This window comes from Nocardia terrae (genome assembly GCF_009760405.1).
GTDB lineage: Bacteria > Actinomycetota > Actinomycetes > Mycobacteriales > Mycobacteriaceae > Nocardia > Nocardia terrae.
In genome coordinates, this window is sequence record NZ_WRPP01000001.1 from 241,061 (window position 1) to 262,983 (window position 21,923).

Here is a 21,923-nt window from a genome sequence, read left to right on the forward strand (position 1 = left end):
ACCCATCAGCTCAATATGACCGATCGGCCGAGGTTGCGTGGGCGATCCGGATCCAATCCCAGGTCAGCGGCGCGCAGCAGGCAAAGTCGGTGCACCCGCACCAGCTCGGCCATGGGGTCGAAGGAGCGATGCTCGAAATGCGCTCCGGTGGCGTGTATCTCCGCGGCCAGGCCCGGCACCGGCGGTCCGAACGCCCACACCGCGCGACCGGGGCCGGCCAGGCTGATGGGGCCGTGGCGGTATTCGGTGGCCAGGTTGGAATCGGTCCAGGAGCGGCAGGACTCACGCAGCTTCAGGGCGGCCTCCTCGGCCAGCGCGGCGGCGAAACCCATTCCCACGAAACTGATCTGCTCGGCGTGACGGACATTCGCCACCGCCTCGTGGGCGGTCTCGGCCAGCACGGCGCGGGCCTGGGCGATGACCGGGGTGAGATCCTCCCCGAGGTGCCAGCGCAGGATCGCCAGCGTCGTTGTGGCGAACCGGGTTTGGACCACCGACTGCTCGTCGACCTCGTTGATGAGGATCGGCGCGGCCATCGACAGCACCGGCGTCCCGGGACTGGAGCTGATGACGGTGCGCGGAATCCCTTCGGGCAGTGCGGAGATGGCGTCGAGGACCTCGGTGGTGGTGCCGGAGCGGCAGATCGCCAGGTACCTGTCGTACTCGCGCCCCGCGGGCAGCGCGCTCGCGGGCCATGCGTCGGTGAGGCCCGCTCCGGCGGCCTCCCGCAGGGCCGCGTAGGCCCGGGCCATGAACAGCGAGGTGCCGCAGCCGAACACGGCCACCCGCTCGCCGGGCGCGGGCAGCAGGTCGCGGTGGGCGGCGGCGGTGGTGGCGGCGCGGGTCCAGTCGTCGGGCTGGGTGGCGACCTCGGCGGCCAGATGGGTTGCGGAGGCGGAGATTCGATTCGCATCGGGCAGCACGTACCCAGGATCAGGCCCGTGATCGTTGATGTCAATTTCCTGTTTCAAACGATCACATTCGAGCACGATCCGGGTTAGATTCGGACAATACGAATCGTTCGCTACATCATCCGCGATTCGTGTCGCGGGGTGTGCAGATTGAGAGGCCCTTGTCGTGAAACGTCCACTGCGCGGCGCATTTTCTTGGATTGCGCTGACCACCGGCCTGGTTCTGACGGTGTCCGCCTGCGGCTTCGGCGGTAGCAAGTCGGACGACAACGACCCCAACACGCTCACCTTCCTGGCGCCGACCTACAGCGACGGCACCAAGGGCAGATGGGAAGGCATCATCGCCGACTTCGAGAAGGCCAACCCGGATGTCAAGGTCAAACTCTCGATGGAGTCCTGGGATTCGATCAATGACGTGGTCCGCACCGACCTGCAGACCAAGAGCGCCACGCCCGACATCCTCAACATCGACGCCTACTCCACCTTCGCCACCGATGGCCAGCTGTACCCGGCCACCGATGTCGTGGACGCCTCGGTGATCAGCGACATCCAGCCCGGCTTCGCGAAGAACGCCTCGATCAACGGAACCCAGTGGGCGCTACCGCTTTTCGCGTCCACCCGCACGCTGTTCTACAACACCGACCTGTTCGCCAAGGCCGGGATCGCCGCACCGCCCAAGACCTGGGCCGAGCTCACCGACGACGCCAAGAAGATCCAGGCGCTCGGCGGCGGCGTCTCCGGCTACGGGCTGCCGCTGGGCAGTGAGGAAGCACAGGGCGAAACCTCCATCTGGACCTTCGGCGCGGGCGGTCAGTGGTCCGACGGCGACAAGGTCACCGTCGACACCCCGCAGAACCTCGAGGGCGTGCGGGCCATGAAGGCCATCGCGGATGCCGGTGTCACCGAGCAGAATCCCGGCGCGACCAACCGACTCGACGTGATCAACGCCTTCATCCAGGGCAAGATCGGCATGATCGAGGGCCTGCCGCCCACCATCAGCCAGATCGCCGACAAGAATCCGAGCCTGAAGTACGCGACCGCGCCGACGCCGACCAAGACCGGGGACGCGGTGACCCTGGGCGTGGCCGATCACCTGATGGCGTTCAAGAAGGACGGCAAGAAGGCGCCGGCCATCAAGAAGTTCCTCACCTACTTCTACTCCGCCGCCGTCTATTCGAAGTTCGTGAGCAGCGAGCACTTCATCGCCGTCACCAATTCCGGAGCCACCGCGCTGGCCGACGATCCGGTGACCAAGGCGTTCGCCTCGACCCTGCCGGTGGCCAAGTTCTACCCGAGCAACAACCCGAAATGGGGTGCCGCACAGGGCGCCATCCGGCAGCAGATGGGCACGATCGCACAGGGCAGTGATCCCGCGACGGTGCTGCAGAAGATTCAGCAGGCGGCGAGTTGAGGGGCGTCGCCTCCCATCGATCCACGGCCACGTTGCGCGCGTTGCCGTGGATCGGCCCTGTGCTCATCCTCATCGCGGCGGTGGTGGCCTTCCCCGCCGCCTACATGTTCTGGACCTCGACCCGGGACCTGAGCGCCTACGGGCAGGATCGGGGACCGGCCGGATTCGCTAACTTCCGAAGGCTTTTCGCCATCGACGAGCTGCCCTCGGTCCTGATGCACACCCTGGTGTGGGTGGTGGCGGTCGTGGTGATCACCCTCGTGCTCTCGGCGGGGCTGGCGCAATTCCTCAACAAGGATTTTCCGGGGCGGACCGCGGTGCGGCTGGCCATCCTGGTGCCGTGGGCGGCGTCGGTGGTCATGACGACCACCATCTTCGAGTACATGCTGGACCCGAATGTGGGGCTCGCCAACCGGTTCCTGGTCGACATCGGGGTGCTGGACCGGGGATTCGGGTTCACCAAGCAGCCGGGACCGGCGTTCCTGGTGGCCATCGGGGTGGCGGTGTTCGTGTCGATCCCCTTCACGACCTACACGATTCTCGCCGGGCTGCAATCGATTCCCGCGGACATGGACGAGGCGGGCCGGGTGGACGGCGCGAGCCCCTGGCAGCGGTACCTGTATCTGACACTGCCGCAACTGCGCCCGGCCATGGCGGTGGCGACGGTCATCAACATCATCAACTCGTTCAACTCGCTGCCCATCCTGCAGGTGCTGACCGGCAGCATCGCGGGCTTCTCCGCCGACACCACAACAACCCTGACCTTCAAGCTGATTCGGCAGAATCAGCAGGTCGCGACCGCGGCCGCCATGAGCGTGCTGAACTTCGCGCTGATCCTGGTGATCATCGCCATCTACGTGAAGCTGATCCGGCCCGCCGGTGAGGAGGCGCGATGACCTCGCGGCGGCGTTGGGGACTGAGCGCGGTCGGCGCCGTCCTGGCGGCACTGTTCCTGCTGCCCTATCTCGTGATGGTGCTGGGCTCGCTCAAACCGCGCTCGGAGATCCTGAAGATTCCACCGACCTATCTGCCCTGGCAGTGGCATCCCGACAACTACTCCACCATGTGGCACACCCCGGAGACACCGCTGCCGTTCAATCTGGTGAGCACCGTGGTGATCTCGGTCTTCGGGACCCTGCTGGTGCTGGTCGTCGCCATCCCCGCCGCGTATTACACCGCGCGACGCCGGTTTCCGGGCAAGGCGCTGTTCCTGGGCCTGGTGCTGGTCACCCAGATGCTGCAGCCGACCGTGCTGGTCACCGGCCTGCTGCGGGAGTTCTTCACGCTCGGCATCAATGACACCTGGCTGGCTATGATCCTGGTCAACGGCGCGTTCAATCTGTCGTTCGCGGTGTGGATCCTGCACAGCTTCTTCGCCGGGGTGCCCGTCGAGGTGGAGGAGGCCGCGCAGCTGGACGGGCTCAACCGCTGGCAGATCCTGACCCGGGTGAGCCTGCCGCTGGTGTGGCCCGGCATCGTCACCGCGACCGTGTTCGCCTTCGTGTCCTGCTGGAACGAATTCGCCGCCAGCCTGGTCATTCTCACCACGCCGGAGAATCAGCCGCTATCGGTGGCGCTGACCAAGTTCGTCGGCCAGTACGACGTGGCTTGGCAATATGTCTTCGCCATCTCTACCGTCGGCATCGTGCCCGTAGTCATCCTGTTCGCGCTCATCGAGAAGCGCTTGGTCGCCGGCCTCACCGCCGGCAGCGTCAAATGACCGCTCCGGCCGATCGGCCCCAGCGCTGGAATCGCCTGCTGGAACTGCTCGCCGACGCGGGCCGGCTCACCGTCGAGGACGCCTCCGAGCGACTCGGCGTCTCCGCGGCCACCATCCGCCGTGACTTCACCGCGCTCGCCGATCAGCAACTCGCCACCCGCACCCACGGCGGCATCGTCGCGGGCGCGGTCGCCTACGATCTGCCCGCCCGCTACCGGGGCAGCCGCGACGACGCCAAGCAGCGCATCGCCGAACACGCGGCGGCACTGGTCGATCCGGCCGAGGTGGTGGCCCTCAACGGCGGCACCACGACCACCGCGGTGGCCCGCGCCATCGCCGGCCGAGCCGACCTGCCGACCTCCGCCGACCACGAACTCACCATCGTCACCAACGCCCTCAATATCGCCGCCGAACTGGTACTGCGCCCCCACCTGCGCACCATCTGCCTGGGCGGCATGGCCCGCCGCGAATCCTACGAACTCCACGGCCCGCTGGCCGCCCTCGCCCTCGCCGAATTACGCCTGGACACCCTGATTCTCGGCGTCGGCGCCATCTCCGCCGAAGGCGGCGCCCAATGCCGCCACCTCGACGAAGCGGGCATCAATGCCGAAATGGTCCGCCGCGCCCGCCGCGTCATCGCCGTGGCCACCGCCGACAAACTCACCCGCACCGCCCTGGCCCGCATCTGCCCGATCGAATCCATCAGCACCTTGGTCATCGACCGCCACGCGGACGCGACCGCGCTCACCGCCATCCGTGACGCGGGCGTCGAAGTCCATCTGGTCTGACGGCGGGCAAGCTCGTACCTTCACACGATTGCCGCTGGATTCGGCGCGGCGATAGCTTGACGCCCGTGAGTGGTATCGGTTCGTCCGGCGAGGTGCTCGAGCGACTGCGGTCGGCGCTCGGTTCGAAGGTGAATTTCCCTGGGACAGTGGGGTATCAGGGAGCGCTGGCCACGGTTTTCCTCACCGAGGCCGCTCGTCGACGGCCCGTGTGTGTTGTCGCGCCGCGCACTGTCGAGGACGTCGCGACCGTTCTGCGGATCGCGGCGGCGGCAAGGGTGCGGGTTACGGTGCGCGGGGGCGGTCTGAGCTCCGGTTGTGTCGCGGATAATGCTGTGCTGCTGGATCTTTCGCGGCACTTGAATACGGTCCGCGTGGACGGCGAGCGGGTGATCGCGGGTGGCGGGGCGACCATGGGCGGTCTCGCGCGGGCGCTCGCGCCGGTGAATCGTACAGTGCCGGTGGGTGTTACCGGGCTGGCCGGGATGGGGATGGCCACCAGGGGTGGGATCGGCTATCTGACAAGGTCTCTCGGACTCACCCTGGATCACCTCGTCGAGGTCGAGCTGGTGGTCGCGACCGGGGACGTCGTACGCCTATCGGACGGCAGCCGCGGTGAGGACGCCGAGCTCTGGTGGGCGGTACGCGGTGGCGCACCGTTCGTCGGAGTGGTGACCTCCGCGGTGTTCCGTACTCACGCCGTCTGCCCGGTCCGGGTGGACCGGGCGGTATTGCGTCCGGCCGCGCTCGCCGCGTATTTCCGGATCGCTCCGGAACTTCCGCGCCACACCAGCATGAGCGCGGTGCTCGGCTACAGCGACCTCGCGCCAGGGGAGCCGGTCCTGTTCGTGTACACGGTGTGCGCGAGCCGCGACGATCGCGCGATCGGCCGGGCCCGGGCGGCGGCCACCGCGGTCGCGGTGAGCGGTGGGACCGCACCGCTCTACCGATCGGAGGCGCTCGGCCGCTATCCGGACGGGTTGCCCGAGTTCGCCGTACCCGGCGCGAGCGGTGCCGGAGCGCGCGATTCGTTCTTCGGCAAAGCGGTTTTCACGGGCCCCACCCTCGACGCCGCGCTCGCCGAGGCTCTCGCGGACCGGATGCGCGCCGCGCCGACAAGGGCCTGCCGCATCGACTTCCAGCACACCGGTGGGGCGCTCGGCGACGTCGCCGACGAGGCCACCGCGTTCTGGGGCCGGACCGCCGAGTGGAGTGTCCCGCTCAATGCGATCTGGGACGACGCCACGAACACCGGAGTCGGCCCGGAGTGGGCGCGCGACACCCTGCGCACCCTCGCCCCGCACACGACCGGGGTCTACAACGTCGAACTGCGCCCGGGCCTGCCCGAGACCGCGACCGAAACACGAGCGGCCTACGGCGGCAACCTCACCCGGCTCCGAGCCCTGCAGCACCGCTACGACCCGGCGGGAACCCTCGGACCGTTTCGGCTCTGACCACCCGGAACTAGTTCGGCCGCAGGACGACCAGGCCCGGGACCGTGTTCAGGTACTGGGTGAGGGGAGTGTCGACGACCTGGTTGTTGGCCGACAGCGAGGACGCGTTGCGGAACATCGGGCCGTTCGGGGTGCTGATGAAGATGCCCACGTGCGACACGTCGAGACCGGCCTCGTCGGTGTACGCGCCGAGGTAGTCGCCGGTGTGCAGCTGGGCGATGACCGCGTTGTCCACGGAGGCGCTGGGCAGGTAGGTGACGGTGCGATCCACGACCGGCAGGCCGGGCAGGTAGGTGCCGCCGTCGGCCTTGGCATTGAGGTGCTTGAGGACCGGGACCGCGGCGGGGGTGAGCGTGCCGGTGATGTCGGTGGCGGCGACGCGGTTGCGCTGGGCCCAATCGGTGAAGAAGTGCTTGCGGCTCGGGAATTCGACGCGGCCGTCGACGTAGCGGGTGGCGATGAGGTTCTGGACGAACTGGGCGCGATCGGTGGAGCGGCTCAATGCCTCCACGTAGTCGAGGTAGGTGAAGCAGTCGACGCCGCGGAAGTCGACGACGAGTTGCTCGGCGCGGGTGGCGGAGCCGATGAGCATGTTCGCCTGGTACGGGGTGCCCAGAAAGCGGGCGGACAGCTGGGCGATGGCGTCGGTGCGCGGCCCGGTCACGGAATTGCGGACGGCGAGCAGCTCGTCCAACTGCTGGGACGTGGAGGCGTCGATGTCCGGGTCCGCGGGGGTGGCCATGGCCTGGGAGGGCAGGAGTGCCACGCCGAAAACGAGCGTGACCAGCAGCAGTAGAACCCGGGTGACTGTGCGCAAAACCCCTCCATCAGAACGAGACGTGCAGATCGAACCTAACACCGAATTTCTGTCCCAGACAATCCTTCCCCTGGTGTGAATCCCTGCGTAAGCTCCGCGGCATGATCGCGACACAGGCACCGCTGAAGCGCATCGCGGAGTTGCTCGACCTCGAATCTACCGTCGTCGACGGCTATCTGGATGTGCTCGGGACGGACACGCCGCCCATCAAGGGGATCGGCCAGGCCGCCATGCGGGTGCCGCTGGTGTCCCGGATCTACGAGCCCATCTGGCGGAACTTCTTCCGGCTGGCCATGGGAAGCAATGCGGTCGGCCTGCGCAAGGAGAAGCAGCGGGCGGTCGATTCGCTCGCGATCTCCGAAGGCGCTCTGGTGCTCGACGTCGGCTGCGGGCCGGGCCTGTTCACCCGGGCCTTCGGCCAGGCGGCGGGGGAGTCCGGGCTGGCCATCGGCCTCGACGCCTCGCCCTCCATGCTGGCCGAGGCGGCCCGCACCAACGCGACCGGCTCGGTCGGATTCGTGCGCGGCGACGCGGGCCGACTGCCCTTCGCCGACAAGACCTTCGACGCCGTGGCCTGCTTCTTCGCCCTGCACTTCTTCCCCGACGCCGAGGGCGCGCTCGCCGAGATCGCCCGGGTCGCCAAGCCCGGCGGGCGGATCGCGGTGACCGCCCTCGCCCATCCGGAAATCGTCGACTTCCCGCTGTTCCGTCGCGTGTACGGGATCGGCGGCGCGCGCAGCCTGGCCTATCACGTGGTGCCCGATCTGCTCGCCGCCGCGGGCTGTGAGATCACCGGCCGGAAGTCCTCCGGCGCGGTGCAATTCGTGACCGCCGTCAAGCGCTAGCCGAGGATCCCGCCCAGCAGGCCCCCGGACTGCCCGGCCTCCTGGCCGCCGCCGGTACCGCCGATGAAGCCGCCCGGCGGCAGCTCGGAGGGCTGCACGATGACGAAACCCTGCCCCGAGAACGACAGCGTCAGGCCCTCTCCGGTACTGCGGCCGATGAGCCGGCTGAACCCGAACGAGTCGTTGCGCTTGATCCCGGTCCGCAGGCTCGACGACCACGCCACCGCCGCCTGCGGATCGGCGTAGGTCGGCTGGTCCACATTGAGGACCACCGGCGACCCGTGCGTGGTGATCGCGATGCGCCCGCGACCGGTGAACACGCAGTTGAAGAACCCCGCATTGCTCGCGTAACCGGCCGCGCCCTGCACCCTTTGGATGTTGTAGGACAGCGACGAATCGAAGGCCAGCACATTCGCGCCGTTGATGGTCAGCCCGTCGGTGCCGTCCAGGTCCACGGTGTGCACATCGGCCGCGGCATTGGCCAGGAACAGATCCCCGTGCCCCGACACCTGCATGAGCGGCACGCCCTCACCGGTGAGCCGCTGCTGGATGGCCCGGCCGATACCCCCGGAGCCGAGCGCCTTGAAATGCAGATCGCCCTGATACGCCACCATCGATCCGGCCCGCGCCAAGGTCTCCCCGTTGACCTGGACGCGAATCATCTTGCTGCCCTGCTTCTGAATGCCGGGACCGTTGACCTCGGCGTGATTCGGATGGAACAGCTCACTCTGCACGGGCGGAACTCCTTGTGGGGCTGCGATATTCGGCATCGTCGGCGCGGGCGGATGAAGCGGCGGCACGACGGTCCGCGGCGAGGTGGAGGGCGGGCTCGGCGGGAGGTGCCGACCCGGGGTGAATACCTCGGTCGTCGCGGTTCTGGACGACGGGAACGCTTGGGGCGGCTGCGGTGCCGACGTGGCGGGCTGCGGGGGAGTGACAGGCTGAGGCGGAGCGGGCGCGGGCTCGTCGTCGATGTTCACCCCGAAGGTCGCCGCCAGCCCCGCCAGCCCGTCGTCGTAGCCCTGCCCGACGGCCCGCACCTTCCATCCGTCACCGCGCCGGTAGATCTCGACGCACACCACGGCCGCCTCGGTGCTGAGCCGGTCCATCGGGAAAGTCAGTGTGCCCGCGGCGGATCCGATGGTGGCTGTCAGCGATCCAACTCCGGCGAACGTGGCGGGTCCGCTGCCGTCCAGGCTCGCGGTGATGGCGACCCGATCCACGTCGGCGGGCAGCGCGGAGGTCTGTACCTCGACCATGTCCCCGGCCCCGCGCCCGTGCCGGTAGACCACGCCCGGCGCGACCGGTTGGTTGAAGAACACGAAATCGCCGTCGGAGCGCACCCGTCCGTTCGTGCCCAGCAGCAGTGCTGATACGTCGACGGCGGCCGAGCAGGTGACGGTGACAGTCATGCGGTCGGCGGGCGCGGGCCGATTCTCCCCGCGGGCGAGGGTGGTCACCGCGGCCCCTGATGGTCGGGGCAGACCTGTTCGCGCGAGAGACGATTCACGGGTTCCAGTGTGTCGAAAATCGGCGACTGCGGCCATCGGGGTCTTCACCCAAACTCGCGTGCCTCAGTCGGACGGATGCCGGAAGGCGAGCAGGGAAGGAATCAGGGTGGTAGCGAACGCCCGGATGCGCTGGGGCGGATAGTTTTCGGGCTCGGCCAGCACCAGTCGCCCCGCTTCCCAGAACAGTGCGTACATGGTCCGGGCGGTAAGTTCGACATCCACCGGTTCCTCGGAATTCGGCGGGACGATTTCCCGCACGAACACTTCCAGGGCCCCGATGAACGATCGTCGGCCGCGTTCGAGTCGCCGCCGGAACGTCGGTGTGCTCGCGTCGACCAGCATGAACGCGGCGCGCCAGCGGTCGGGGGTGGTGCGTATCGCGGTGAGGAAGCCCTCGAGGCTGTCGGTGATCGCCCGTACCGGATCGCCGGTCGACGCGATCGGTACCGCGGCCGCCAATTGTGCCAGTGCCGCGGTCTCCTCGCGGTCGAGGCTGGCGCGCAGCAGGGCATCGGAGTCGGCGAACAATCCGTAGATGACCGGACGGCTGACCCCCGCCTCGCGCGCGACCGCATCGATGGACACCTTGTGCACGCCCTGCTCGACGATGACCCGCAACACCGCGTCGAGAAGCTGTTCGCGCCGCTGTTCGGGATCCATGCGCGGGGCATACGCGCGTCGTTCGGCCATGGCGGCGGCCACCTCTCTGATCCGGCCCCGGTCTTGACAGGGGACATCGTCGAGCAAATACTACAGTCACTGTAGCTACAGTGACTGTAGCTTTTTGGAGGCTGTTGTGACGACCACCGAATCGCCAGGCCCGACCGGCTTTTTCGCCGGACTGCTGGATCCCGCGAACCGTGCCGACCCCTATCCGATCTACGACCGCATGCTCGCGCACGGACCGGTGCGCCTCAATGGCGGCCCAGTGGTCGTGCTGACCTCGCACCGGGACTGCGCGACGGTGCTGCGGCATCCGGGCGCGGTGGTGGATCGCCGCCACGCCGCGATTCCGCTGGGGCCTACGCCCACCTACGACCTCGCCGGTGAGCGCGCCCGCGAGCTCGCGGGCGTCACCTCCTTCCTGTTCCGTGACGCGCCCGACCACACCCGGCTGCGGCGGCTGGTCGCCAAGGCGTTCACCCCGGCGGTGGTTCGCGGAATGGCGCCGCGCATCACCGCCATCGCCGAGGCCGCCCTGGACCGCGCCGCCGAGCGCGGACGGCTCGACATCGTCGCGGATCTGGCCTATCCGCTGCCGATCACGGTGATCTGCGAACTGCTCGGCGTGCCGCTCGAGGACGAACCGCGCCTGCGGGAGTGGTCCACCATGCTGGCCCGCACCCTGGACCCGGTCTCCGGGGCCGCCACCGAGCGACGGCCGGATCCGGGCGAGCTGGTGCGCGCCAACAACGAATTGCACGACTACTTCGAACAATTGATCCGCGTACGGCGGGCGCGACCCGGTGCGGATCTGCTCACGGCGCTGCTCGCCGCCGAGGAGTCCGGGGACGCCCTCAGCCACGAGGAGGTCATCGCCACCTGCGGGCTGCTGCTCACCGCGGGCCACGAGACCACGGTCAACCTGATCTCCAACGCGGTGCTGGCGCTGCTGCGGCATCCCGCACACCTGGACACGCTGCACACCGCGCCGGAGTTCGCGGGACCCGTGGTCGAGGAGACCCTGCGCTACGATCCGCCGGTGCAACTGGTCCCGCGCGTGGCGAGCACACCGATCCCGTTGCCCGGAATCGATATCGCGCCCGGTGATTTCGTCGTCATGCTCATCGCCGCCGCCAATCACGACCCGGCGGTCTTCCCCGACCCGTCCCGCTTCGACCCGACCCGGGAGTCCCGGCACCTGGCTTTCGGGCTCGGCCTGCACTTCTGCCTGGGCGCGCCGCTGGCCCGGCTCGAGGCGGACATCGCCCTGACCCGGTTCGCCCGGCGGGTGATCGCACCCCGGCTCGACTGCGCGCAACCGCCCTATCGGGAGCACGTCACGCTCCGCGGGCCCGCCTCGATCCCGTTGTCATACCGCGAGATCCGGCCGGGCTACCGCCGGTTCATGAGCGCGGCCAGGTCGGCGGTGTCGATGGTGCGCGAGCCACCCGCGAAAGCCAGTGCGGCATGGGACCGTTCGGCCGCCTCGGCATGGCCCGCACCGCACGCGTCGCTCACCATGACGGGCAGGTAGCCCAGATCGATGCCGTGCCGGACGGTGGGCTCGATGCCGACCTCCATGGCGATTCCGGCCACGGCGAAGGAGCCGATTCCCAGGTCGCGCAGGGCGATATCGAGTGGCGTGCCCGCGAACGCCGACATGGTGATCTTGTCGAAGACGACCTCGTCCGGACCGGGGGAGAGCTCGGGCACGAGTTGGTACTGCGGTGAACCTTGCGGAAACGAGGCCCGGACCTCGGCCGGATCGTCGACACGCTGCCACTCCATGGCCGTCCGCAGTTGCGAGATCCCCGCGGCGGCGGGCGGAATCGACATGTGCCGGGTGTAGAAGACGCGGAATCCGTTCACTCGCGCCGCATCCCGCAGCTCCAGGCACCGCTTCACGATGTGCTCGCCGTCCGCCAGCTGCCCGACGATGCCGACCTGCATGTCGTAGATCAGCAGCGCCATGCGGTCGGGGCGGCAAGCGTCCTCGACGGTCTGGGGAATGGTCAGTCCGTAGGCTTGTCGCATGTCGGCCTCACGCGGTGCGGTCGTAGGGTTCCGCGACATCCACCGAGGCATCCATCAGCGCCTCGATCGGCAGCGGCGCGGTCACGGGCACATAGGTCCACTCCAGAAACCCCTTCTTGGTCAGCGGAAAATCGTTCACATACCTCTTGGCCTCCTCGACGCTGTCGACCTCGAACACGATGACCACCCCCGGTTCATCGGCTCGCGCATAGTTCTCCCGCACGATTCCCGCCTTCCACAGCCGCCACACATTGGCGACCTCTTCGGGCAGGAACGGGGTGATGGTCTCCAGCGTGACGCCGGGCTTGAAACTGTCGAATGTAATGACCTTCATGGGAATTCATGAAAGCCGGATGATTACAGTGTTACAAGAACGCACTTTTCGGTAAGTACCGGGAGGGAATATGGCTGCCAAGCGCTACAACTGCCCGGTCGAGGTGACCGTGGATCTGATCGGCGGCAAGTGGAAGCCGGTGATTCTGGCGCATCTCAAGGAGGGGGTGCGGCGGTATGGGGAGTTGCGCAGGCTCATGCCCGATACCAGTGAGAAGATGCTGATCCAGCAGTTGCGGGAGCTGGAAGCGGATGGGCTGGTGCGGCGCACGGTTTTTCCGACCGTGCCGCCGCAGGTCGAATACGACCTCAGCGACGAGGGCTGGAGTCTCGTCCCGGTGCTGACCGCGCTCTACGAATGGGGTGAGAAGCGCGGCGCCCGTGCGGGTCTCGTCATCGAGAGCCCGTGACGACGGCTACGCCGCCTCTTTGCCGTCGATGCGATCCGCGCCCGGCACGTCGGCCTCGTACATCTCGCGATGGATGGGGCAGCGGTACTTGGGCCCCCGCTTGTTGAAGGCGGGGTCGAGGCGCTGAGCGAACGTGAGGTTCTCGCGCCGCCAGCAATCGATGCACACCGGCTCCTTCATGGCGTCCTCCTCGGTTGTCGCTCGCGAAAGGTATGCGACAGAGGGATTCCCAGCGAAGGCTCGATTCGGATATAGGTTGTGGAACTCTTGCGTAACAGATGCGGCTAGTTAGCCGACCGGTCGGTTGTCTAGCAGGTGGTCGCGGGCCGCCTCGAGAATGCGCTCGGACAACTCGTCCCCGGCGGCCGCCCGCGACAACATGAGCGCCCCCGCCATCAATGCCAGCTCCACCAGCGACTCGTCCTCGGCGTCACGTTCGCCCAGCTCATCGAGCTGGCCGACCATGTCGTGCAGTCCCTTCAGATACGACTCCCGCAGCGCGCTGTCGGTCTCGGTCCGCGCCACATCCCCCGCGAGCGCGGCGATTCCGCACCCCTGCGACGCCGCATCCCGATGCTTGACCGACAGATACCGCTCGAGAAATGTCCGCCGCGCCGTCGCCGCGTCGGGCGACGCCGCGCGAATCCGCTCGCGTTCGGCGGTCTTCTCGTCGCAGGCCGCGGTGCACGCCTGCGCGACCAGGTCCTCCTTGGACTTGAAGTGCCGATAGAACCCGCCGTGGGTGAGCCCGGCCGCGGCCATCACCTCGGGCACGGTCACGCCGCTCACCCCGCGCCGGCGGACCAGCGCCGCGGCCGCGTCCAGCACCTCCTGGCGATGCGTCTCGGCCTGAGCTCGGGTGGCTCGGGGCATGTCGATCCTCGCCTCTCGGTCGGGAACTCGGTCTTGCCTCCCAGCATAGATGATGCTCATAATCTAATCGATAGATGACGGCCATAATCTAAATCTGGGAGGCATCGGCATGACCGAGATCGATGGCGCGGTAGCCCTGGTCACCGGCGGGCAGCGGGGTCTGGGCAAGGCATTCGCGGACGAACTGCTGCGCGGCGGAGCGAGCAAGGTCTACGTCACCGCGCGCAACCCGATACCGAGCGACGACCCCCGGGTGGTGCCGCTCGCGCTCGAGGTCACCGATTCCGAGTCCGTCGCGGCGCTCGCGGCGGCGGCCCCCGATGTCACGATCCTCATCAACAACGCCGGCGTGCTGCACCCGTCACCGCTGCTGAGCGCCGATATCGACGAGGTGCGAGCCACTTTCGAGACCAATGTCTTCGGCCCGCTGCGCATCGCGCAGACCTTCGCGCCGATTCTGGCCGCGAATGGTGGTGGGGCGCTGGTGGATATCCATTCGGTGTTGTCGTGGATCGCCGGCGCCGCGGCCTACGGGGCGTCGAAGGCGGCGTTCTGGTCGCTGACCAACTCGCTGCGGCTGGAACTCGCCGGGCAGGGGACGCAGGTGGTCGGCGTGCACCTCGGCTTCGCCGACACCGACATGGTGAAAGGGATCAGCGCCGACAAGATCAGCCCCGCCGCGGTCGCCGAGGCCGTCGTCACCGCGGTGGCCAAGGGCGAGAACGAAGTTCTCGTCGACGACATGACCCGGCAGGTGAAGGCGGCCCTGTCGGGACCCGTCGAGAACCTCGCCGTCCGAATCCGCTGAGCCGGACCTCGTAGCGAACCAGGAGATCACCAATGCCGTTGTGGCACATCTACCATCCCGCCGACACCTACACCGACCAGGACAAGCAGGACTTCGCGGCCGATATCACCGAGATCTACACCCGCGTCGGCCTCCCGGCGTTCTACGTGGTCGTGCAGTTCCACGAAATGCCCGCCGACTCGGTCTTCGTGGGCGGCAAGCCATCCGGCGAGACGGTCCGGGTGGTCGTCAAACACCTGGCCCGCCACCTCGACGACCCCGAACGCCGCAAACGCATGACCGAGTACATCGACACCGTCATGCGCCCCTACACCGGCGATCGCGGCCTGCACCTCGAATTCCATATCGAGGACACCCCGCGCGACCAGTGGATGATCGCGGGTCTCTGGCCGCCCGCCCAGGGCAGCGACGCCGAAAAGGCGTGGGCGCAGGCGAACCGGCCTATCCCGTACTGACCGCCGGACGGGTGCGCAGCCGGTAGACCAGACAGCCGACGATGATCGCGTACACGATCACGTAGCAGTTCAACAGAATCTGCGAAATCGGCCAGGACGGCGGGAACAGGAACCAGCCGACCACGACCCAGGTGTCGGTCCAGTGGTACGACCACGCCCCGGTGGCCAGATACAGGAACCCGGCGGCCGACCACCAGCGCGGGTCGGCCTCGGCCCGGTGAACCAGATAGACGAACAAGGGCAGGAACCAGACCCAGTGGTGGTTCCAGGAGAACGGCGACACCACGCACGAGGTCAGCCCCGCCAGCGTCACGGTGAGCAGCTTCTCGCCGCGGTTGTGCAGCTCCGCGGCGAGCAGCAGCCCGCCGATCGCGATCGGCACCGCGAACAGCAGCCACAGCCATTGCGGCACTTGATGATCGGTGAGATGGGCGATGGTCCCGCGCAGCGACTGGTTGGCGGGCTGGGTATCGGGCGCGATGCGGTCGGACTGGAAGAACGTCTTGGTCCAGTACTGCTTCGAATCCGAGGGCAGCACCGCCCAGGCCAGCACGATGGTCGCGACGAACGTGGTCGCCGCGGTCACCGCCGTCCGCCACTGCCGCAACACCAGGAACTGCGCCACGAAATACAGCGGCACCAGCTTGATACCGGCCGCCAATCCGACTCCGATACCGCGTATCCGGCTGTGTTCCGGGCGGGAGAAGTCCCACAGGATCAGTGCCATCAACACGAGATTGATCTGCCCGTAGTACAGCGTGGTGCGCACCGGCTCGAGGAACATGACCGTCGCCGTCAGCAGTGCGCTGATCCCCGCGAGCCGCCACGTCAACCGGTACCCGAGTACACGCCAGCACAACAGGACACACACGTAGAGCGCGCAGATGTTCAGTGCCAGCCAGGTATTGGTGACGGACTCGAACGGAATGCCCAGGATCGGCAGGAAGATCAGCGTCGAGAACGGCGTGTAGGTGTAGGACAGGTCGCGATGGGTGGTCTCGGTGTAGAGCGGATGGTCGTTGTAGATCTTCCACGCGCCGTCGCGGTAGATGTGCACATCGAAGCCGCCCGCCAGGAAGCCCACCTGGTCCAGCCACGGATCCACCGTCAGGAAGATCAGCACCAGTGACAGCACCGCGCCGAAAACCAGCACGAACAGCGTCCTCCGGTTCCGTATCGGCGGTGATACGCGGGAATCCGCAACGACTGCACGGTCTTCCGTTCTTGCACCGATCAAGAGCAACCCACCTCAGATGTGCGATACCACCCTGTCGAGCTCCATAAACCGCTGAACGCGAAAGGCTTCAGCCTGCCCGCTGTGCACCCTACCGCGCTCGACGAGCACTCTTGTCACGTGCCCGACCGCGTGGTCTGGAGTGATAGGCGGCGGGTATTGGCCACGATGGCGTCGGCGAGCGCCTGCTCCGGATCCGACAGGCGCGTGCGGCGCTGCATGAGAACGAAATCCAGATCGCCCAATTCGGGCAGTCTGGGGTCCGCGAGTGGTATCAACCCCTCGGGCAGCACACCCGCGGCGTGCACGATGACCCCGAGCCCGGCCAGCGCCGCGGCCCGCAGTCCGAGCAGGCTGTCGCTGACGCAGGTCACCCGGCACGTCCGGCCCGCGTGCTTCAGCGCTCGCAGCGCCATCTGCCTGGTCAGACTCGGCTTCGGATAGGTGATCAAAGGCACGGGATCATCGAATTCCGTTGTGGCCGAACGCCCCGCCCACACCAGCCGATCCCGCCACAGCAGCGTGCCGTGCCGCTCGCCGGGCAGCCGCTTGCCGAAGACCAGATCCAGCTCACCGGCGGCCATGCGGGACTTGAGGTTCTCGCTGAGCCCGACGGTGAGCTCCAGATCCACGCCGGGATGCGAGCGCTGGAACTCCACCAGGATGTCGGGCAGCTCCCGGGCCATCACATCGTCGGACGCGCCCAGGCGGATCAGGCCGGTGAGCGTGGAGCCGGAGAAGTATGCCTGCGCCTGGGCCTGCGCGTCGAGGATGGCGCGGGCGAAGCCGATCATGGCCGCGCCGTCGGCGGTCAGCGCCAGATTGCGGGTGTCGCGCCGGAACAGCGCGCGTCCCGCGGCCTGCTCGAGCCGGGCGATGTGACCGCTCACCGTGGACTGGCGCAGACCCAGCGCACGGCCCGCGGCGGTGAAGCCACCGGCCCGCTCGACGGCGAGAAAAGTGTTTAGCAGCTCGGGTTCGAACACGGAGTAATTATCACGTATCGCGATCGTAGATATCGGATCGAACGACTATCGCGATCGGTGTCGGGCACCCTACCGTCGAACGCGTGCAGCTACTGGCCAAACTCCGCATCGACTCCTTCATGCTGGGCATCCTCGCCACCGTGGCGCTGGCGGCCCTGCTGCCCGCGCGCGGCGGCGCGGCCGAAGTCCTGGACTGGGCCGTGAAGATCGCCATCGCGGTGCTGTTCCTGCTCTACGGCGCGCGCCTGGAACCGCGCGAGGCGCTGGCCGGACTGCGGCACTGGCGACTGCACGCCACTGTGCTGAGCGCCACCTTCGTGCTGTTCCCGCTGCTGGGCCTGGCGCTGCGGCTGCTGGTGCCCTCGGTGCTCACGCAGGACCTGTACACCGGTGTGCTGTTCCTGTGCCTGGTGCCCTCGACCGTGCAGTCCTCCATCGCCTTCACCTCGATGGCGCGCGGCAATGTGGCCGGTGCGGTGGTCAGCGCCTCGCTGTCCAACCTGATCGGCGTCTTCGCGACCCCGCTGCTGGTGATGGCGCTGATGAATACCACCGCGGGCGTGCGGGTTTCGCCGTCGGCGCTGCTGGCGATCGTGGTGCAGTTGCTGCTGCCGTTCCTGGCGGGCCAGCTGCTGCGTCCGCATCTGGGCTGGGTGCTCGCCCATCCGGCGGCGACCAAGACCGTGGACCGGGGGTCGGTGTACCTGGTCGTGTACTCGGCCTTCAGTGCCGGTGTGACAGAAGGCATCTGGCACGGGCTCTCCGCGCGGGTGCTCATCTCCACGGCCCTGGTCTGCGCCGCGCTGCTGGCGATCGTCCTGACCCTCACCTCACTGGTCAGCCGGCTGCTGGGCTTCTCCCGCGAGGACGGCATCGTGGTGACCTTCTGCGGTTCGAAGAAGAGCCTGGCGACCGGTCTGCCCATGGCCTCGGTGCTGTTCGCCGGTCACCCGGTGGGCCTGATCGTGCTGCCGCTCATGCTCTTTCACCAGATCCAGCTGTTCACCTGCGCGGCGCTGGCCCAGCGCTACGCCCGGCAGGCGGAGCGCACGCCGCCCGCAACCGCAACGCCGCAAGCGGAACAAATCCCGGCCCCTCGGTAGTGGCCGACCCGTCCGCCCCGGTCATCCGCTTCGACATCGACACCGCGATCCGCTCGCCTTGCGCCTTGGCCCGGTCCGCGTTCGGCCCGGCATAGCGCCCATCCACCGCCGCGTGCCACAACTGCACCCATCGCCCGAAATCCTCGGCGGTCAATGCCCGCGCCGCATGCAGTGCCGCGTGCGGCGCCATGGCATTGCGCTTGTACTCGGCCGTCCGGAACAGCGCCCGCTCCCAGAAATCCCCGATCCGCGGCAGGTGCACATCCAGATCGGTCCCGGCGATCTCGGTGAAGAACGGCCCGATCAGCGGATCCGCGAACGCCTCGACATAGAACCGCCGCAACAGTTCGTCCAGGTCCGCCCGGCCGCGAATATCCCGTCGATCGCCCATGGACTCACGCTAACGCGCGATGCGGGCTCGGCGCTGTCGACTGAATTACAGCTCGGCCCAGGGGATTTTCGCCCTCGGCCAGCAGGATCGCGGCGACCGCTTCCGGGTCCTCGCCCATGGCGTCGTGCCCGGTCGGCAGGTCGTGAACCAGCCAGCCGGGATCGGCCGCGAGCCGGGCGCGCTGGGCCGCGAACGGCGTCCGATCCTCCCACCCCGCGCAGTAGACGAACTCCCGGCGTGCGACCCGGTCGACCTCGCCGGTCAGCCGAACCCGCTGGAAGAAGGTGGCGAGCGGATGCGGCCGCCGCCGCGGATCGCCGCCGAGCGTGGGCTGGACCGTATTGCCGGTGTCCGCCGCGCCCGCGGAGATCAGCTCCCGGAAGAACTCGTTCGTCTCCGACCACCACGATTCGCCGTCGCGCGGAACGAACGCGTCCAGATACACCAGGCGCGAAACCCGGCCGCGTGCCCGATCGGCAGCCACGGTGATCACCATCCCGCCGTAGCTGTGGCCGACCAGCGTCACGTCGGTGAGCCCGTCTCGATCGAAGACCCGCAGCACGTCATCGACATGCGTGTCCAGATTGATCGCCGCCGTCGCCCGGTCGTCGTCCGCGCCCAGCCCGCTCAATGTCAATGCGTGCACGGTGTGCCCGGCCCGCTCCAACAGCGGTGCCACCCCGTCGTAGACCCACGCACCCTTCCAACCACCCGGCACCAGAACGAATGTCGTCATGTGTCTCGCCTCCAGCCCATCAACGTCTCTCGGTATGAAGACAGTCTCGCGAGATCACCGGGTGGCGTGCCACCGATGGAACGCCACCTTATGCCTGTTCGCCGCCAGCTTCGTCCCGGCCGGTCGAGGTGGCGAAGAGCGTCGCGAGTGTGCTTGCGACAGTGGCGTTCCGGTCGAAGGAGTAGCCCAGATCGCGGGCGTGCCCGTCGAAGAGATGCCAGGTGGAGGAGGTCAGCAAGCGGGCCAGCGTTTCCCGCGCGGGACGTTCGGAACTCGCCGGGGCGGTGACGTATTGGGAGACGACGCCTTCGACCATGCCGACCACGCCGTAGATCATGGGATGGAACGCTCCGACGTCGATGCCGAGAACGGCTGTCCAGGAAGCGAATCGGTGCCACAGGGTATCGGCCACGCGCTGCCGGAAGCTGGTCAGGCTGTCGGGGCCCGGGTGCCCGGGCAGCGGGCCGAGCTGGGCGAAGCGGTAGAGATTGGGATGGTCGGAAGTCCAGCTCACCACCGTGAGCATGACCGCGAAGATGATGTCCTCGGCCGTCTGCGCGGGGTCCAGCACCAGGATCGCTTCCAGCTCCGACAGGTAATGGTCGAACACCAGCTCCCGGGCGCGGGCGTCGAGGTCCTCGCGATTGCGGAACTGGCGGTAGACGACCGAACGGGCCAGGCCGGCCCGGTCGGCGATCTGCTGGGTGGAGATGTCCGCGCCGGGCTCGTTCTCCTCGAGCAGCGCGATGAGCGCCTCGAGGATGGCGGTGCGGCGCGCGGTGTTGTGCTCGTCCCACCGCTGACCACCCGAGCGCCTGCGGTGCGGTCGCAGATGAGGGGGTGGTTTCACGGGATTCGACTATACGGCGGTGTCGGCCGGATGAGCCTCCGCCAGGAAGCGGGGACGCATCGGCAGCGGACCGTCGGGGCCGCCGGTGAAGGAGATCTGCCGGCGGACGCGGTCGGGCCGGACCGCGTCGAACTCCAGCTGCTGGGCGAAGGTCGCGACCACCAGCGCCGCCTCCATGCTCGCGAAACTCGAAGCCACGCACATGCGTTTGCCCGCGCCGAAGGGGATGGCGGCCCGTTTCTGCTCGCGCGCGAGATGCTCGGGCAGGAAGCGGCTCGGATCGAACTCCTCGGGGCGGTCCCAGACTCCCTGATGATGGTGCAGCGCGTGCAGGATGACCGCGACCGTGGTTCCGGGTTTGATCTCGTAGCCACCCAGATTGTCGTAATCCTTTGCGGTCCTGGCCAATCCGATGACCGGCGGCAGCAGCCGCATGGTCTCCGCCACGACCGCCTGCGTCCACGGCAGCCGTTCGAGATCCTCGGCCGTCGCGGCCCGGTCGCCCAGCACCGCCCGCACCTCGACCCGCAGCCGCTCCCGGGCCTCGGGATGCTCGGCGAGCAGCTGCCACACCCAGCTCAAAGCCGTTGCCGTGGTTTCCATTCCGGCCCCGATGAAGGTCATGAGCTCGTCGTGGATCTCCTGATCGCTGTAGCGGTAGCCGGTTTCGGGATCCTCGGCATCCATCAGCAGGGCCAGCAGATTGTCCTTGCGCGCGATCCGCCCGCTGCGATGGTCGGCGATGAGCCCGTCCACCACCCGCTCGGCGTGGCGCAGATCCCGCATGGCCCGCGGCTCGATCACCCAGCCCGCGGCCCGCATGATGCGCAGGGGCACACGGGAATTGGCGGCATCGCCGCGCCGCTGCAGCACCCAGGCCGAGATGTTGTGCAGCGGATGGCTGAGGTTGGTCATGAACCCGCGCCCGAAGAACCGCAGCAGCCGCTCCAGCACCACCTCGGACATGGGCCCGGTGATATCGGTGCCGAACATGGTGCGCGAGGTGACATCCAGGGTGAGCCGGTTCATCTCGGCCCCCACATCGACGATCCCGTCGTCGGCGGCGGAGTCGCGAATGCGCGCCACCGCGTCCCGCGCGGCCGCCACCATCACCGGTGCGAAGCCGTCCACATTGCGCTTGGCGAAGATCGGCTGCACCAGCCGCCGATTGCGTTGCCACTGTTCGTCATCGAAGTCGGTGACCAGCCCGCGTCCGAACGCCACCGCGAGCATGTCGTATTCGGGACTCTTCGCGTAGTTGTTCTGATTGTTGACCAGGACGTGCCGCACCAGCTCCGGGCTGCGCACGATGACGAATCGCGCGAAGGGCACCCGCGCGACCATGACGTCGTCCGCGCCGGGCAGGGTCGTCGCGTAGTCGAGCACGGTGTGATCGCGGACCCGCGGAAGGATCCGGAGGGCCAGTCGCCAGGATTCCAGCCAGCCGACCTTCGTGTCGTGCCAGCGGATGAAGGTCGGAGCCCATGTGGGCGGGTGCAGGGCAGTCGGAGAAGCAGAGCTATCGGCCATATCGCGGCCCCCTTGCCGAGCGAATATGAGACATGCTGTCCCACTCAAAGTAGTGAGACAGCA

General features: G+C 67.9%; 24 protein-coding genes and 1 pseudogene. 11 read left to right on the top strand and 14 right to left on the bottom strand.

Going from position 1 to position 21,923, the window contains the following annotated elements; translation table 11 throughout:
- Positions 1-5: 5 nt before the first annotated feature.
- Positions 6-923 carry an SIS domain-containing protein gene (locus tag GPX89_RS01000; protein WP_328601392.1) on the bottom strand — a complete coding sequence of 306 codons (918 nt, stop codon included), beginning with the start codon at positions 921-923 and terminating at the stop codon, positions 6-8.
- 154 nt (positions 924-1,077) lie between these two features.
- On the opposite strand from GPX89_RS01000, the gene GPX89_RS01005 reads away from it, so the two are divergent.
- The 5 genes from GPX89_RS01005 to GPX89_RS01025 all read left to right on the top strand — a co-directional run bounded on the left by GPX89_RS01005 (position 1,078) and on the right by GPX89_RS01025 (position 6,281).
- Entirely contained in the window at positions 1,078-2,322 is a 1,245-nt protein-coding gene (locus GPX89_RS01005) for an extracellular solute-binding protein (protein ID WP_328601393.1), read from the top strand.
- Positions 2,323-2,381: 59 nt separating this feature from the next.
- On the top strand, positions 2,382-3,218 hold the full coding sequence (locus GPX89_RS01010) for a carbohydrate ABC transporter permease (protein ID WP_328601394.1): 837 nt from the start codon (positions 2,382-2,384) through the stop codon (positions 3,216-3,218).
- Complete coding sequence (locus tag GPX89_RS01015) at positions 3,215-4,042, top strand: carbohydrate ABC transporter permease (RefSeq protein ID WP_157354615.1); 828 nt, start codon at positions 3,215-3,217, stop codon at positions 4,040-4,042. The genes GPX89_RS01010 and GPX89_RS01015 overlap by 4 nt, the downstream gene beginning before the upstream one ends.
- Positions 4,039-4,830 (top strand): DeoR/GlpR family DNA-binding transcription regulator, encoded by a 792-nt coding sequence (locus tag GPX89_RS01020; RefSeq protein WP_157354616.1) that lies wholly within the window; start codon positions 4,039-4,041, stop codon positions 4,828-4,830. The genes GPX89_RS01015 and GPX89_RS01020 overlap by 4 nt, the downstream gene beginning before the upstream one ends.
- Before the next feature lie 65 nt (positions 4,831-4,895).
- Positions 4,896-6,281 (top strand): FAD-binding oxidoreductase, encoded by a 1,386-nt coding sequence (locus GPX89_RS01025; RefSeq protein ID WP_328601395.1) that lies wholly within the window; start codon positions 4,896-4,898, stop codon positions 6,279-6,281.
- 10 nt (positions 6,282-6,291) lie between these two features.
- On the opposite strand, the gene GPX89_RS01030 is transcribed toward GPX89_RS01025, so the two are convergent.
- Positions 6,292-7,023 (bottom strand): DUF1460 domain-containing protein, encoded by a 732-nt coding sequence (locus GPX89_RS01030; protein WP_198347320.1) that lies wholly within the window; start codon positions 7,021-7,023, stop codon positions 6,292-6,294.
- 176 nt (positions 7,024-7,199) lie between these two features.
- Between GPX89_RS01030 and GPX89_RS01035 the strand changes: the two genes are divergently transcribed.
- On the top strand, positions 7,200-7,943 hold the full coding sequence (locus GPX89_RS01035; protein ID WP_157354618.1) for a class I SAM-dependent methyltransferase: 744 nt from the start codon (positions 7,200-7,202) through the stop codon (positions 7,941-7,943).
- On the opposite strand, the gene GPX89_RS01040 is transcribed toward GPX89_RS01035, so the two are convergent.
- Positions 7,940-9,403, bottom strand: coding sequence for an AIM24 family protein (locus GPX89_RS01040; RefSeq protein ID WP_328601396.1), 1,464 nt, complete (start codon positions 9,401-9,403; stop codon positions 7,940-7,942). The two genes, GPX89_RS01035 and GPX89_RS01040, sit on opposite strands and share 4 nt — an antisense overlap.
- 114 nt (positions 9,404-9,517) lie before the next feature.
- On the bottom strand, positions 9,518-10,144 hold the full coding sequence (locus GPX89_RS01045; protein WP_235946619.1) for a TetR/AcrR family transcriptional regulator: 627 nt from the start codon (positions 10,142-10,144) through the stop codon (positions 9,518-9,520).
- Between the two features lie 106 nt (positions 10,145-10,250).
- Here GPX89_RS01045 and GPX89_RS01050 point away from each other — a divergent pair, with 106 nt between their 5' ends.
- Complete coding sequence (locus GPX89_RS01050) at positions 10,251-11,651, top strand: cytochrome P450 (protein WP_328601397.1); 1,401 nt, start codon at positions 10,251-10,253, stop codon at positions 11,649-11,651.
- Here GPX89_RS01050 and GPX89_RS44200 read toward each other — a convergent pair.
- Together GPX89_RS44200 and GPX89_RS01060 are read right to left on the bottom strand one after the other, a co-directional pair.
- Positions 11,600-12,202 (bottom strand): annotated as a pseudogene (locus tag GPX89_RS44200) (cysteine hydrolase); the annotation flags it as partial. The gene GPX89_RS01050 and the pseudogene GPX89_RS44200 sit on opposite strands and share 52 nt — an antisense overlap.
- Positions 12,159-12,485: a hypothetical protein gene (locus GPX89_RS01060; RefSeq protein WP_157354620.1), complete on the bottom strand. Its 327-nt coding sequence runs from the start codon at positions 12,483-12,485 to the stop codon at positions 12,159-12,161. The pseudogene GPX89_RS44200 and the gene GPX89_RS01060, both read right to left, overlap by 44 nt.
- Positions 12,486-12,555: 70 nt before the next feature.
- On the opposite strand from GPX89_RS01060, the gene GPX89_RS01065 reads away from it, so the two are divergent.
- Positions 12,556-12,894, top strand: a complete 339-nt coding sequence (locus GPX89_RS01065; protein ID WP_157354621.1) for a winged helix-turn-helix transcriptional regulator — start codon at positions 12,556-12,558, stop codon at positions 12,892-12,894.
- 6 nt (positions 12,895-12,900) lie between these two features.
- On the opposite strand, the gene GPX89_RS01070 is transcribed toward GPX89_RS01065, so the two are convergent.
- On the bottom strand, positions 12,901-13,074 hold the full coding sequence (locus GPX89_RS01070) for a hypothetical protein (protein WP_157354622.1): 174 nt from the start codon (positions 13,072-13,074) through the stop codon (positions 12,901-12,903).
- A gap of 108 nt (positions 13,075-13,182) precedes the next feature.
- Positions 13,183-13,767 (bottom strand): TetR/AcrR family transcriptional regulator, encoded by a 585-nt coding sequence (locus tag GPX89_RS01075; protein ID WP_157354623.1) that lies wholly within the window; start codon positions 13,765-13,767, stop codon positions 13,183-13,185.
- A 109-nt stretch (positions 13,768-13,876) separates the two neighbouring features.
- Here GPX89_RS01075 and GPX89_RS01080 point away from each other — a divergent pair, with 109 nt between their 5' ends.
- Both GPX89_RS01080 and GPX89_RS01085 read left to right on the top strand, forming a co-directional pair.
- The gene (locus tag GPX89_RS01080; RefSeq protein ID WP_157354624.1) at positions 13,877-14,575 is read left to right on the top strand and encodes an SDR family oxidoreductase; all 699 of its coding nucleotides are present in this window, start codon (positions 13,877-13,879) and stop codon (positions 14,573-14,575) included.
- A 32-nt stretch (positions 14,576-14,607) separates the two neighbouring features.
- The gene (locus GPX89_RS01085) at positions 14,608-15,030 is read left to right on the top strand and encodes a tautomerase family protein (RefSeq protein ID WP_157354625.1); all 423 of its coding nucleotides are present in this window, start codon (positions 14,608-14,610) and stop codon (positions 15,028-15,030) included.
- On the opposite strand, the gene GPX89_RS01090 is transcribed toward GPX89_RS01085, so the two are convergent.
- Together GPX89_RS01090 and GPX89_RS01095 are read right to left on the bottom strand one after the other, a co-directional pair.
- Entirely contained in the window at positions 15,017-16,183 is a 1,167-nt protein-coding gene (locus GPX89_RS01090) for a glycosyltransferase 87 family protein (protein WP_328601398.1), read from the bottom strand. The genes GPX89_RS01085 and GPX89_RS01090 overlap by 14 nt on opposite strands.
- 197 nt (positions 16,184-16,380) lie before the next feature.
- Positions 16,381-17,250: a LysR family transcriptional regulator gene (locus GPX89_RS01095; protein ID WP_328601399.1), complete on the bottom strand. Its 870-nt coding sequence runs from the start codon at positions 17,248-17,250 to the stop codon at positions 16,381-16,383.
- 83 nt (positions 17,251-17,333) lie between these two features.
- Here GPX89_RS01095 and GPX89_RS01100 point away from each other — a divergent pair, with 83 nt between their 5' ends.
- A complete protein-coding gene (locus tag GPX89_RS01100; protein ID WP_328601400.1) occupies positions 17,334-18,353 on the top strand; it encodes a bile acid:sodium symporter family protein in 1,020 nt (339 codons plus the stop codon).
- On the opposite strand, the gene GPX89_RS01105 is transcribed toward GPX89_RS01100, so the two are convergent.
- The 4 genes from GPX89_RS01105 to GPX89_RS01120 form a co-directional block, all read right to left on the bottom strand.
- On the bottom strand, positions 18,253-18,744 hold the full coding sequence (locus GPX89_RS01105) for a group III truncated hemoglobin (protein ID WP_157354626.1): 492 nt from the start codon (positions 18,742-18,744) through the stop codon (positions 18,253-18,255). The genes GPX89_RS01100 and GPX89_RS01105 overlap by 101 nt on opposite strands.
- Before the next feature lie 4 nt (positions 18,745-18,748).
- Positions 18,749-19,480, bottom strand: a complete 732-nt coding sequence (locus GPX89_RS01110) for an alpha/beta fold hydrolase (RefSeq protein WP_157354627.1) — start codon at positions 19,478-19,480, stop codon at positions 18,749-18,751.
- Between the two features lie 88 nt (positions 19,481-19,568).
- Positions 19,569-20,330 carry a TetR/AcrR family transcriptional regulator gene (locus GPX89_RS01115; protein WP_157354628.1) on the bottom strand — a complete coding sequence of 254 codons (762 nt, stop codon included), beginning with the start codon at positions 20,328-20,330 and terminating at the stop codon, positions 19,569-19,571.
- A 9-nt stretch (positions 20,331-20,339) separates the two neighbouring features.
- Positions 20,340-21,860: a cytochrome P450 gene (locus tag GPX89_RS01120; RefSeq protein WP_157354629.1), complete on the bottom strand. Its 1,521-nt coding sequence runs from the start codon at positions 21,858-21,860 to the stop codon at positions 20,340-20,342.
- Positions 21,861-21,923: the final 63 nt, after the last annotated feature.